Below are 12,719 nucleotides of genomic sequence, written 5' to 3'. Positions count from 1 at the left end.
TGTGGACTGGAAGGTTAGTGCAGCAGGACCATGACCTGCAGCTCACCCACCAGGCCGCCGATCACCGCGCCGACCGCGATGAGCTTCCACTCGTCCTGCCGGAAGGCCGGGCGCAGCAGCCCCTCGAACTGCACCGGCGACAGCCGCCGCATCCGGTCCACGATCGTGTTCCGCACATCGAGTGCGTTGGTCGCGTAATCCTCGGCGTACCGGATCGTGTCCGGCACGCGCTCGGCCGCCTTCGTGGCCGCCGCCTGCTTCATCTCCTGGAACCGCCTGCTGCCGACGGCGAACGCGACGAGCGGCTTCACGAAGCCCGCCTGCGCGTCGATGGTGCGCTGCACCTCCCGCGTGACCAGGTGGAACAGCCGGTCCGACCGCGGCCCGCGCAGCACCTCCTCCAGCAGGTTCGGAATCGTGATGATCTCCCGAGCGATCATGTCGCCGTAGTCGGCGGCCACCTGGTCGCGCCGCTTCTGGAACACGCCCTGCCAGGTGTAGAGGCCGAAGAACTCCCGCGGCTCCCGTGGCAGGAAGATCATCTTCAGGGCGAGCCAGTCGGTGAACCAGCCGATGGCGAGGCCGAACACCGGCAGCACCACCGACGACTTCGTCAGCGCCCACACCACCAGCTGCACGATGCCCAGCGCGAACCCGAACACCAGCCCCGACCGCGCGATGAACCGCAGCTCCGGCCGCGAGATGTCACGGATCAGCCGGTTGAGCAGTGCCTTGTCGCGCACGAGATTGGTGACCACGAGGTGTTCGAGGTCCAGCACCTCCTCGATGTCGTGGGCGAGCTCGCGCAGGATCTTCGCGATCACCTTCGGCGACTCCGTGCGCACGCGGTTGAGCAGCAGCCGGCGGGCGCCGTCGGGCAGCGCCTCCCACAGCCGCGGCTGGTACTGCTCCATCACCTCGCGCGTGACGTCCTCGACGACCTCCAGCAGCGGGACCTCGATCTCGTGCGCGATCTCGTCCGGGTCCAGACGCGCGAAGATCTCCTTCGGGTCGACGAGGTTGCGCGTGAGCATCTGCGTCGCGGTGACGGCCATCCGCTCGGCGTTCGCCGGCAGCACGCCCTGCCAGCCCAGGAACGGGGGGATGCCGACGAACTCCAGCGGCCGGAACATCATCTCGATCGCGACCCGCTTGGTGACGTAGCCGATCAACGCGGCGACGAACGGCATGGTGACGTAGACCGGCCAGTGCCGCCCCAGATCTGCGACGATCCCCTGCAGGTCCACCCGTTCCACCTCCGCGACTCCCGCCGGGAACGGTAACGGGTGATGGCCGTGGGACCGCTGCCCTGGTCGGTTGCCGGTGAACCCCCGTTCAACCCAGAGTGAAGCGTTCTAATGGCGGTATGGAATCCGGCGACCGGAGCTACTAAGGTCGCCCGCATGCCACCAGCCCAGTCCCCGATCCAGTCGACGGAGCCGTCCGTCGGTAACCCCCACTTCCCGCTGGTCTTCCGCGGCTACGACCGCGTCCCCGTCGACGAGAAGCTCAACCAGCTCTCGGCGGAGATGAAGGAGCTCTCCCAGGCCCGTGACGACGCCGTTTCGTCGGTCTCCGAGCTGACCAAGGCGCTCAGCTACGCGCAACAGGAGCTGGCCGAGGCCAAGGCCGCCCTGTCCCGCATGGCCAGCGACCCCAACAGCGCCGCCACCATGACCGAGCGCGTCCGCTCGATGATGCAGCTGGCCGAGGAGGAGATCGCCGAGCTGCGTCAGCAGGCCGAGGGGCAGGCCGAGCAGATCCGCGCCGAGGCCGAGAAGTACGACAACGACACCCGCAAGGCCACCGACAAGTGGGTCGCCGAGCGGGAGGCCGAGATCGCGGAGCGCCGTAACGAGCTCGAAGCGGAGTACCAGGCGCTGACGGCGAAGCTCAAGGCCGAGCACGAGGACCTGATCGAGAGCGCCCGCGCCGAGATCGCGCGGCTCGACGCCGAGGCCGAGGCCGAGCGCAACCGGCTCGACGCCGAGGCGGAACAGCGCCGGGCCGAAGCCGAGCGCAAGGCCGAGGAGGAGCTGGCGGCCAAGACCGCCGACGCCGAGGAGAAGCTCGCCACGAAGGTCTCGACCACCGAGGAGTCGCTGGCCAAGAAGGTCCGCGAAACCGAGGAGTCGCTGACCAGGAAGGTCAACGAGACCGAGGAGTCGCTGGCCGCGAAGGTCGCCGACACCGACCAGCGGCTGGCCGAGCAGACCCGGGCGGCCGAGGAGCGGGCCGCGACGCTGGTCGCGGACGCCGAGCGCCAGCTGGCCGAGGCCGAGCACAACCGGACCCAGGCTTTCGAATTCAAGCGCGAGGTCACCGACCGGCTCACCGCGACGCATTCCGCGTTGCAGGAGGCGCTGCAGGCACTCGTGCCCGCGGAGGATTCTCCCAAGGTTTCGGCCTGACATTCCATTCCGTCCCCAAGCCGCCTTTCCGCACCGCGGGAAGGCGGCTTTTCGTTGTCCGGAAGACCCCGTTGACCTGGAAATGTCCCTTATTCACCATAAGCCCGGTTCAGCGGACCGAAACTCACCCGTAACAGTTGCGCTGTTCCCCGATCCCGTAGAGTTCGCCATCATCATCCGTCGTGAATGCACACGGACAAAATCCGGGCGATTTCAGGATCGAGGCGTTTGATGGCTGAACGGGTCCAATCGGCGACGTCGGGCTCCGGCACGCGACAGCTGCACAGATCGGTCGGTTTCTACGGTCTGATGTTCGTCTCGCTGGGGTCGATCATCGGATCCGGCTGGCTGCTCGGGGCGCTGAAGGCGGCGAAGGTCGCCGGCCCCGCGTCGCTGCTGTCGTGGATCCTCACCGCCGTGATCATGGCGACCCTCGCGTTGGTTCACGCCGAGCTGGGCGCCGCGTACCCGATGGCGGGCGGCACGGCCCGGTTTCCGGCGCTGGCGTATGGCGTGCTGGGCGGGTTCGCGGGCGGCTGGGTGGCGTGGCTGCAGGCGGTCGCGCTGGCGCCGGTCGAGGTCGAGGCGAGCCTGCAGTACCTGGACAACATCACGTGGGTCAAGCAGCACCTGAACCTGCTGCACTCCGGCGGCTCGGAGACGTTGACCGCCAGCGGGTTCGCCTGGGCGACGGTGCTGATGCTGGTGTTCACGGTGATCAACCTGGTCGGCGTGAAGCTGCTGTCGGAGAGCAACACGGCCACGGTGATCTGGAAGGTCGCGGTGCCGGTGCTGACGGTCGTCGTGCTGCTGTCGCTGCGGTTCCACCCGGGCAACTTCAGTGCGGGCGGCGGGTTCGCGCCGAGCGGTGCGCACGGCGTGTTCGCCGCGCTGCCGGTCGGTGTCGTGTTCGCGTTGCAGGGCTTCGAGCAGGCCGTGCAGCTGGGTGGCGAGTCGCGCAACCCGCAGAAGGACATCTCGCGCGCGATCATCACGGCGATGGTCATCGGCACGATCGTCTACCTGCTGCTGGAGATCGCGTTCATCGGCGCGCTCGACCCGGCGTCGATCGTGAAGAACTGGGACAACCCGATCACGCAGGGCTCGTTCGGCCCGTACGCGACGCTGGCGACGCTCGCCGGCGCGGGCTGGCTGGCGTACATCCTGTACGCGGACGCGTTCGTCTCCCCGGCGGGCACCGGGCTGCTGTACCTCGGCACGTCGTCGCGGATCTCGTACGCGATGGGCAAGGAGCGGGCGCTGCCGAAGCAGCTGGGCAAGCTGAGCGTGCGAGGCGTGCCGGTGTGGTCGATCGTGCTGTCGTTCGTGGTCGGCGAGATCATGTTCCTGCCGTTCCCGAGCTGGCAGGACCTGGTCGAGGTGATCACGTCGGCGACGGCGCTGATGTACGCGTTCGCGCCGGTGTCGATGATCGCGCTGCGCAAGCGCGACCCGGAGCGGGCGCGGCCGTACCGCGCGCCGGCGGGCAACGTGCTCGCGCCGGCCGGTTTCGCGGCGGCGAACCTGATCATCTACTGGACCGGCTTCGACACCACGTGGAAGATCATGGTCGCGATCGTGGTGGGCTTCGTGTTGTTCCTGATCGCGCGCGCCACGACGAAGCCCGCCGACCGGCTGCCGGTGGACTGGAAGGCCGTGGCGTGGGTGCCGGTCTGGCTCGCCGGCATGGTGCTGATCGACTGGCTGGGCCGCTACGGCGACACCGGGGAGCTCAAGGCCCTGCCGGAGTGGTGGGACCTGCTGGCGGTCATCGTGTTCAGCCTGGTGATCTTCTACTGGGCGGTCAGCCTGGCGGTGAGCGGCGACAAGGTGCGGGCCGCGATCGAGCGGGAGACCGAAGAGCTGGTGCCGGAGAGGATCTGAGGTGCGGGCGGGCCGTGCGGGGTAGGTTCCCCGCATGGCCTGCCGCATCAGTGAACTCGTCCTCGACGCCCGAGACCCCGAGCGCCTGGCGGCGTTCTGGTGCGAGGTGCTGGGCTACGTGGAGATCGGCCGCGAGGACGACGGAAGCATCGAGATCGGCCCGCCGGGTGCCGGTTTCGGTGGCCCGCAACCGACGCTGGTTCTCAGCCCCGTGCAGTCACCGAGGCCCGGCAAGCTGCCCCTGCACCTCGACGTCAACCCGACGGACCGCGACCAGGAGGCGGAGCTGACCCGCCTACTCGCGGCGGGCGCGGTCCCCGCCGACGTGGGCCAGACGGGCGAGGAGAGCTGGCACGTCCTGGCAGACCCGGAGGGCAACGAGTTCTGCCTGCTGCGCAAGCGCTTGCCGGAGGTCTAAGGCGTCCCGTCGGGCCAGACGCACGGCGAGGACGTGATGAGGAACAACTCGCCCTTCGGGTTGGCCTTGAGCGTCATCTGGAAGCTGTCGGAGTTAGGACGGGATGTTCGCCGCCGGAAGCCCCTGGATGCGGTAGGTGCGCGAGGCGATGACGCGACGCGGCGAGCGTAAGCGCCTAGCATCGACCACGTGAACGCAGCGGCCGACGACTGGCGACGCATGGCACAGGAGGAGTTCCTCCCGCCGGGCACGACCTTGGTGCGAACGGCATACGGACCTCCGCGCCCCGGCTGGGAACACGACCACTGCGTCTTCTGCTTCACCAAGTTGGTCCCCTTAGACGCCGCGCTGGAGCATCGCGACGCGCTGACCGAGGGATACACCACGACGAGGGGCACCGCTTACTACTGGCTCTGTTCCACCTGCGTGGCGGATTTCGCCGACGAGTACGGCTGGAACCTACAGGAATGACGCCATCGCAGGAACGGGGGAGAACTAAGCGACATCAAAGCCTGGCTATCGATTCGCGGAAATGCGGTGCCTTTCCCTATCCAATCAGGACGCTGGTGACTACGCCGTCTTCAACGCCAAACCGCACCCCGCCCCGGCGAACCCGCTGTCAGAACTGGTAGTACAGGAACGGGCTGAAGGTCCCGTTCGCGACCAGGATCGTCGCGTACAGCAGGCCCACCGTCATCACGCCCAGGCGCAGGGTCGTCGCCGGGCGGGTGCGGGACGATTCGAGCAGCGGGCCGGTCACCGGGTGCGCCGGCAGGAGCACCACCAGCAGTGCGAGCAGCAGGATCACCAGCCGCTGGTTGGTGAGAGCCGCCGAGACGACGTCGGTCAGGCCCGAGAAGTCCGGCAGGAACATGTGCCCCACCATCGTCAGCGCCTGGTGCAGGTCCGGCGCACGGAAGAACACCCAGCCGAACACCACCAGCACCAGCGTCAGCACCCGGCGACCCACGCGCGGCCGCCGGTCGGCGGGCGTCGTGTCCCAGCCGAACGCGCGCTCGATGATCAGCAGCGCGCCGTGGTAGCAGCCCCACACCAGGAACGTCCAGTTCGCGCCGTGCCAGAAACCCGTCAGCACGAACACGATGCACAGGTTCCGGTACGTCTTCGCCGCGCCATGACGGTTGCCGCCGAGGGAGATGTACACGTAGTCGCGGAACCAGCGTGACAGCGACATGTGCCACCGCCGCCAGAACTCCGTCACCGTGACCGACGAGTACGGGCGCGCGAAGTTCTCCGGCAGCCGGAACCCGAGCATCCGCCCCAGCCCGATCGCCATGTCCGAGTAACCGGAGAAGTCGAAGAACAGCTGCAGCGTGTACCCGACGGCGCCCAGCCACGCGACGCCGAAAGTCATGTTGTCCGGCGACGTCGAGAAGCACGCCTCGACCATCGGGTTCAGCGAGTCCGCGATGATCGTCTTCTTGCACAGTCCCAGCGCGAACCGCGGGAAGCCCGCCGCGATGTCGTCCAGCCGGTGCGAACGCTGCTGCGGCAGCTGGTCCGCGATCTCCCGGTACCGCACGATCGGACCGGCCACCAGCTGCGGGAACATCGCGATGTACGTGACGAACGACACCGGGTTGCGCAGCGCCCGCCGCTCCCCGCGGTAGATGTCGACGACGTACGAGATGTGGTGGAAGGTGAAGAACGAGATCCCGATCGGCAGCGCGAGGTGCACCACGGGGAAGTCGCCGCCGCACAGCCGCGCCAGGAAGTCGAACTGCTGCGTCGCGAACCCGGCGTACTTCCAGACCACCAGCATCGCCACGTCGAAGCAGATCACGCCGATCAGCAGCCGCTTGCGCAGCGGGCCGCGCCTGTCCCAGTCATGGGGTTCCAGCGCGGTGCCGACGAAGTAGTTCACCACCATGCACGCGAGCAGGAGCAGCGTGAACGCGCCCGCGCCGCTCGCGTAGAAAACCAGGCTCGCCACCGCGATGATGCCGTTGCGCCAGCTCCGCGGCAGCACCAGCACGGCGAGCAGCAACGCCGGCATGAAGTACCACAGGAACAGCGGCGAGACGAACGACATCGGTGCGCGAGCCCCCCATCGAGATCAGCCTGCTGACCTTAACCGACGGGTCCGCCGCGCCGAGGTGAAAGCCCGCGTCCCGCACCGGCCCCGCCAGACGCCCTCTCGGTCGGGCGCCCGAGCGTCCACACCGGCTGCCGCCGGGAGCACGAGCGCCGGAAACCGAGGCGGTCAGGAGCACGGCTGCCGGCGACGAGGACCGCCCGCTACACCCGGCCCGCGATGCGGCGTCGGCGGGCCACTTCCGCCAGTAGCACGGCCGCCGCCACGGAGGCGTTCAGCGACTCCACCCCGGCTGCCATCGGGATCGACACCGTGACGTCGCACGTCTCCCGCACCAGCCGGGACAGGCCGCGGCCCTCGGAGCCGAGCACGATCACCAGCGGGTCGGTGGCGAGGTCCATCGAGTCGATGTCCACGGAACCGTCCGCGTCGAGGCCCGCGATCATCAGCCCCTCGTCGGCCCACGCCTTCAGCTGGCGCGTCAGGTTCGTGGCCACCGCGATCGGCATCCGCGCCGCCGTGCCCGCACTCGTGCGCCACGCCACCGCCGTCATCCCGGCACTGCGCCGGCCCGGCAGCAGCACCCCGTGCGCCCCGAACGCCGCCGCCGAACGCACCACCGCGCCCAGGTTCCGCGGGTCCGTCACGCCGTCCAGCGCCACCAGCAGCGGCGGCTCACCCGAATCGCGGGCAGTGGCCAGCAGGTCGTCCGGGTGGGTGTACTCGAACGGCGGGACCTGCAGGCCCAGCCCCTGGTGCACCGCCCGGTTGGTCTTGCGGTCCAGTTCCTCGCGCGGGATCTCCAGGATCGAGATGCCCTTGTCCGCGGCCAGCCGCACGGCCTCGTTCACCCTGTCGTCGGCCTCGATGTTCAACGCGACGAACAGCGTGGTGCCCGGCACACCGGCCCGCAGCGCCTCCACCACCGGGTTGCGCCCGGCGATGATCTCCGGCCCCTCGGCCTTCTTCTCGCGGGACCGCTCGGCCTTCGCCGCCGCGACCGCGCGTCGCTGCGCCGGGTGGCCCGGCCGCATCTCCGCCCGCGGCGTCGGGCCCTTGCCCTCCAGCCCCTTGCGGCGCTGCCCGCCGGACCCCTTGACGGCGCCCTTCTTCGAACCGGGATTGCGGATCGCACCCCGGCGCTTCGAGTTCCCTGCCATGACTTCCTACGCGTCCTTAACGGTCCACATAGGACCATCCGGTGTGTCTTCGACCGAGATTCCGGCCCTGAGCAAGCGATCCCGCACCGCGTCCGCGCGGGCGAAGTCGCGCGTGGCGCGGGCTTCCTGGCGCTCGGCGAGCATCCCTTCGACAAGGTCGCTCAACGCCTGCCGCGACGGTGTCTCGGTGCTGGCGCTCTCGGCCCATTCGGGCGCCAGCGGGTCCAGCCCCAGCACGCCCATCATCGCCCGCACCGAGCCCGCCGCCACTCGCGTGGCTTCGTCGTTCCCGCCGTCGAGCGCGGCGTTGCCCTCGCGGACGGTGTTGTGCACGGCGGCGACCGCGGCGGGCGTGGACAGGTCGTCGTCCATCGCCGCGGTGAACTCCGGCGCCAGCTCGCCCGGCGGTACGACGCCGAGCCGCCCCGCGGCCCGGCGCAGGAACTGCTCGATCCGCCGGTACCCCTGCGCCGCCTCGGACAGCGCGCCGTCGGAGTACTCGATCGTCGAGCGGTAGTGCGGCTGCACCAGGTAGTACCGCAGCTCCACGGCGCGGTAGTTGCCGAGCATCGCCTCGATGGACACGGTGTTGCCGAGCGACTTGGACATCTTCTCGCCCGACATCGTCACCCACGCGTTGTGCAGCCAGTACCGCGCGAACGGGTCACCGGCCGCGTTCGACTGGGCCCGCTCGTTCTCGTGGTGTGGGAACACCAGGTCGACGCCGCCGCCGTGGATGTCGAACTCCGCGCCCAGGTACGTCGTCGCCATCGCCGAGCACTCCAGGTGCCAGCCGGGGCGACCGGCACCCCACGGCGTCGGCCACGACGGCTCACCGGGCTTGGCGCTCTTCCACAGCGTGAAGTCGCGCGGGTCGCGCTTGCCCTCGCCGAGCGACTCGCCCTGCTGGACCTCGTCGAGCTTCTGCCGCGACAGCTCCCCGTAGCCCGGGAAGGTGCTGACGGCGAAGTACACGTCGCCGCCCGCCGCGTACGCGTGCCCGCTGTCGATGAGCCGCTGCATCAGCTCCACCATCTGCGTGACGTGCCCGGTCGCGCGCGGCGCGATCGAGGGCGGCAGGCAGCCGAGCCGGGTGTACGCGTCCTCGAACGCGCGCTCGTGCGTGAAGGCCCACTCCCACCAGGGGCGATCGTTGTCCGCGGCCTTGGTGAGGATCTTGTCGTCGATGTCGGTGACGTTGCGCACGAACAGCACGTCCAGTCCACTGTGGACGAGCCAGCGGCGCAACACGTCGTAGTTCAGCGCGCCGCGGACGTGCCCGATGTGCGGAACGCCCTGCACCGTGGCCCCACACACGTACACGGACGCCGTCCCACTACGGGCGGGGTGGAACTCCCGCACGTTCCTGGTCGCGGTGTCGAAGAGGTGTAAGGCCACCCCGAAATGGTACGGGCCGTCCCCGTGGCGTGTGCTAGAGCACCCCGTGCTCGCGCAAAGCGGTGACCAGGGCGTCCGTCCGCTCGCTTGTGGGCAGCGGGTCGACCAGTGCGAACGCGCACCCCAGCGCACGGGCGCCGCCGTCGGCTTCCTCGCTGTCGCCGACCATGAGGGCCTCCTCGGGCGCGACGCCGAGCCGGTCGAGCAGGATCCGGAAGATCTCCGGATCGGGCTTGATCACGCCCTCCTCGAACGACAGCACGAACTGGTCGACGTACTGGTCGAGACCGCGGGCGGCGAACGCGGGCCGGATGTCGAACGCGATGTTGCTGAGCACCCCGACCTTCGCGCCCTTGGCCGCGGTGTCCTTCAGCGCGGTCTCGGTGTCCGGGTACGGCGTCCACTCACTGGGATCGACGAGCCGGCTGTAGAGGGCCTTGGCCTGCTCGACGCGCGAGACGCCGGACTTGCGCAGCACTTCGAGGTAGATCTTCTCGTGCAGCGCCGGGTCGAGGTCCCGGTTCTCCCACGCGTGCTGGTACTCCTCGGACAGCTGCACGACCTGCCCGGTGGGAGCGGTCATCCGGCGCATCAGCTCGGCCTGGGCTTCGAGGTCGAGCGGGTCGCCGTCGGAGTCGGTGAGGTGGGACAGCCACGTCTCGTTCTGTTCCAGCCGGAACAGGGTGCCGGAGAAGTCGAACATTACCGCCCGGATAGCCACGCTCGAAGCGTAACGGCGACCCGTGGGCGGCGGCAGGACTTGTGATCTACTCGGCGGCCAGCAACAGCGCGGTGGCCACGGCGGCGATGCCCTCGCCGCGGCCGGTGAGCCCGAGCCCGTCGGTGGTGGTGCCGCTGACGCTGACGGGGCCGCCCGCCGCCTTGCCCAGCACGTCCTGCGCCTCCTCGCGGCGCTTACCGACGCGCGGCGCGTTGCCGATGACCTGCACCGATGCGTTCGCCAGGCGCCAGCCCGCGGCTTCGACGCGCTGCCGCACCTCGGCGACGAACTCCGGGCCGTGCACGCCGGCCCACCGCGGGTCGCCGGTGCCGAACACCGCGCCGAGGTCCCCGAGCCCGGCGGCGGAGAGCATCGCGTCGCACAGCGCGTGGGCCGCCACGTCGCCGTCGGAGTGCCCGGCACAGCCGTCGACGCCTTCCCAGAGCAGGCCCGCGATCCAGCACTCGCGGCCCACCTCGATCGGATGGACGTCCACTCCGGTCCCGACCCTCACGCGCGCTCCTCGTTCAGCAGTGCCTCCGCCACGCTCACGTCGAACTCCGTCGTGAGCCGGATCGCGTTCTGGTGGCCCGCGACCGTGCGGACCGTACCGGGAAGCTCCGTCAGCAGATCCAGGCCCCGCGCGCACGCCTCGCGAAGCACGGACGGCGTGCAGGCGAACGGCGCCTGAACAGTGCGCAACCTGCTGCGATCCTCCGTGGCGATGATCACGCCGGAGGAGTCGACGAGCTTGACGGTGTCGGTGACCGGGAGCACCGGAACGGCGGCAGGCGCACCCGCGCGGACCGCGTCGACGACCGCGGTGACGGTTCCGGGCGGCACGAACGCGCGTGCCGCGTCACAGAGCAGGATGACGTCGAACGCCGTATCGGACAGGCTTTCGAACGCCTGCCGGATCGATTCGGCGCGGGTGCCGTCGCACGACAGGACCCGGCACCGTTCTCCGGTACCGGGCCTTGCCTGCACGATCGGTTCATAACTGCCGAGGCGGTTCGCTGGAACGGCGACGACCAGGAAATCCACGCAACCGGCGGCCTCCACGCCCCGCAAGGCGTGCGCCAGCAGCGTTTTCCCCTGAACGACGACGTCCAAGCCCTCGGCGTCGGCGATGACGAGCGCAGCCGTACTCATGAGCTGCTTCCACAGACCCTCGGTGCGCCCGGTGCCGGCTAGACCGCCGCTGTCTCCAGCACCTCGTCGAGGAGGGTCTCCGCCTTGCCCTCGTCGGTGCCCTCGGCCAGGGCCAGTTCGCTCACCAGGATCTGCCGCGCCTTGGCCAGCATCCGCTTCTCACCAGCGGAAAGGCCCCGGTCCTTCTCTCGCCGCCAGAGGTCGCGCACCACTTCGGCCACCTTGTTCACGTCACCCGACGCGAGCTTCTCCAGGTTGGCCTTGTACCGCCGAGACCAGTTCGTGGGCTCTTCGGTGTGGGGAGCACGCAGCACGTCGAAAACGCGGTTCAGCCCGTCCTGGCCGACGACATCCCGCACGCCGACGATCTCGGCGTTGTCGGCGGGAACGCGCACCGTCAGATCCCCCTGCGCGACCTTGAGGACGAGGTACTGCCTTTCCTCGCCCTTGATCACACGGGTTTCGATGGCTTCGATGAGTGCGGCACCGTGGTGCGGGTAGACGACGGTCTCTCCGACCTTGAAAACCATGTGTCCTCTGCCCCTTTCGCTGTTTCCATCTTAGCACGCGGCGAGGGGGGCCACCTAGCGGGCCGAGATCGTCCTCGCAGGTCAGGGGCCTGGAAGGGGTTCCCCGGGGGGTTGACAAATCTCCTTTCGGCGTGCTCATGCAGGTGGTCCACCGGTTGATCACGGATCCACTGTGGACGGTTCGCACGACGCAGCGCCCACCGGGTTCTGCCGGGTGGAAGCGCCCGGGCTAGGCTCCGCAGTGGTAATGCGCGGGCTCTAGGAGGGACTGAAGACCGTGAGGCTGCAGAAACGTCGTGTGCTCACCTCGGGCGTGCTGGGCCTCGGTGCCGCACTGGCGCTGGCCGGGTGCGGTGCCGGACAGATCACCCAGACGGACACCATGCTGCCCGCGGTCAACGGCGCGCTGGCGCAGGCCGGGCCGATCTCGCTGCGGAACGCCGGTCTCGAGAACACCGACAAGTGCGAGCAGGCGTACGCGCCGGGCTCCACCGCCCCGCTCACGCTGACCATCGCCAACGCCAGCGGCCAGGACGACGAGCTGCTCTCCGTCACCTCGCCGAACGCGACGGGCGCCACCATCCAGGGCCAGAAGGTCATCGTCGGCGGCAGCACCCTCGTGATCGGCAAGGGCTCCGCGGCCGAGTCCGGCGCCATCGCGCAGGGCACCACGCCGAGCTCCTCGGCTTCCCCGACGTCGTCGGCGTCGCCCTCCTCGTCCGCCTCCTCGTCGCCGTCGTCCTCGGCTTCGTCCTCCTCGACCAGCCCGACGCCGGTCGGGCAGGCGGGCACCATCGGGCACGCCACGATCGAGCTGCAGGGCATCAAGACCGTCGTGTGGCCGGGGCAGACCACGCCCGTCACGTTCGTCTTCCGAAACGCCGGGCCGATCACGGTCCAGCTGCCCATCGCGGCGCCCACCCAGGTGCTGAGCTGCCAGCCGCAGCCGACGCAGACCGGCGAGGGTCACTGAGACTGTCGGTGGTGCC

General features: G+C 69.5%; 13 protein-coding genes. 5 read left to right on the top strand and 8 right to left on the bottom strand.

Annotated elements, in window-relative coordinates:
• Positions 1-14: 14 nt before the first annotated feature.
• Entirely contained in the window at positions 15-1,190 is a 1,176-nt protein-coding gene (locus FHX82_RS10645) for a DUF445 domain-containing protein (RefSeq protein ID WP_183176596.1), read from the bottom strand.
• Between the two features lie 213 nt (positions 1,191-1,403).
• Here FHX82_RS10645 and FHX82_RS10640 point away from each other — a divergent pair, with 213 nt between their 5' ends.
• The 4 genes from FHX82_RS10640 to FHX82_RS10625 all read left to right on the top strand — a co-directional run bounded on the left by FHX82_RS10640 (position 1,404) and on the right by FHX82_RS10625 (position 5,184).
• Positions 1,404-2,411 (top strand): coiled-coil domain-containing protein, encoded by a 1,008-nt coding sequence (locus FHX82_RS10640; RefSeq protein ID WP_229881250.1) that lies wholly within the window; start codon positions 1,404-1,406, stop codon positions 2,409-2,411.
• 231 nt (positions 2,412-2,642) lie between these two features.
• Entirely contained in the window at positions 2,643-4,295 is a 1,653-nt protein-coding gene (locus FHX82_RS10635; protein ID WP_145935754.1) for an APC family permease, read from the top strand.
• Between the two features lie 34 nt (positions 4,296-4,329).
• Complete coding sequence (locus tag FHX82_RS10630; protein WP_145935753.1) at positions 4,330-4,713, top strand: VOC family protein; 384 nt, start codon at positions 4,330-4,332, stop codon at positions 4,711-4,713.
• Positions 4,714-4,902: 189 nt separating this feature from the next.
• Complete coding sequence (locus FHX82_RS10625) at positions 4,903-5,184, top strand: hypothetical protein (protein WP_145935752.1); 282 nt, start codon at positions 4,903-4,905, stop codon at positions 5,182-5,184.
• A gap of 148 nt (positions 5,185-5,332) precedes the next feature.
• Here FHX82_RS10625 and FHX82_RS10620 read toward each other — a convergent pair whose 3' ends face one another.
• From FHX82_RS10620 to FHX82_RS10590, 7 genes are all read right to left on the bottom strand, one after another.
• Positions 5,333-6,766, bottom strand: coding sequence for an MBOAT family O-acyltransferase (locus tag FHX82_RS10620; RefSeq protein WP_145935751.1), 1,434 nt, complete (start codon positions 6,764-6,766; stop codon positions 5,333-5,335).
• A gap of 206 nt (positions 6,767-6,972) precedes the next feature.
• Entirely contained in the window at positions 6,973-7,929 is a 957-nt protein-coding gene (gene rlmB, locus FHX82_RS10615; RefSeq protein WP_145935750.1) for a 23S rRNA (guanosine(2251)-2'-O)-methyltransferase RlmB, read from the bottom strand.
• 6 nt (positions 7,930-7,935) lie between these two features.
• Entirely contained in the window at positions 7,936-9,327 is a 1,392-nt protein-coding gene (gene cysS / locus FHX82_RS10610; protein ID WP_145935749.1) for a cysteine--tRNA ligase, read from the bottom strand.
• Between the two features lie 34 nt (positions 9,328-9,361).
• Positions 9,362-10,048: an HAD family hydrolase gene (locus tag FHX82_RS10605; protein ID WP_145935748.1), complete on the bottom strand. Its 687-nt coding sequence runs from the start codon at positions 10,046-10,048 to the stop codon at positions 9,362-9,364.
• 46 nt (positions 10,049-10,094) lie between these two features.
• The gene (ispF, locus tag FHX82_RS10600; protein WP_145935747.1) at positions 10,095-10,562 is read right to left on the bottom strand and encodes a 2-C-methyl-D-erythritol 2,4-cyclodiphosphate synthase; all 468 of its coding nucleotides are present in this window, start codon (positions 10,560-10,562) and stop codon (positions 10,095-10,097) included.
• Entirely contained in the window at positions 10,559-11,200 is a 642-nt protein-coding gene (locus FHX82_RS10595; RefSeq protein ID WP_145935746.1) for an IspD/TarI family cytidylyltransferase, read from the bottom strand. The genes ispF and FHX82_RS10595 overlap by 4 nt, the downstream gene beginning before the upstream one ends.
• Before the next feature lie 38 nt (positions 11,201-11,238).
• On the bottom strand, positions 11,239-11,730 hold the full coding sequence (locus tag FHX82_RS10590) for a CarD family transcriptional regulator (RefSeq protein WP_144586914.1): 492 nt from the start codon (positions 11,728-11,730) through the stop codon (positions 11,239-11,241).
• 277 nt (positions 11,731-12,007) lie between these two features.
• Here FHX82_RS10590 and FHX82_RS10585 point away from each other — a divergent pair, with 277 nt between their 5' ends.
• Positions 12,008-12,703 carry a hypothetical protein gene (locus FHX82_RS10585; protein ID WP_145935745.1) on the top strand — a complete coding sequence of 232 codons (696 nt, stop codon included), beginning with the start codon at positions 12,008-12,010 and terminating at the stop codon, positions 12,701-12,703.
• Positions 12,704-12,719: the final 16 nt, after the last annotated feature.

Origin of the sequence: Amycolatopsis bartoniae (assembly GCF_014191255.1) — a bacterium.
Taxonomy (GTDB): Bacteria; Actinomycetota; Actinomycetes; order Mycobacteriales; family Pseudonocardiaceae; genus Amycolatopsis_E; species Amycolatopsis_E bartoniae.
Note: the sequence above shows the minus strand (reverse complement) of the source record. Positions and strands in the feature narration are given on the sequence as shown.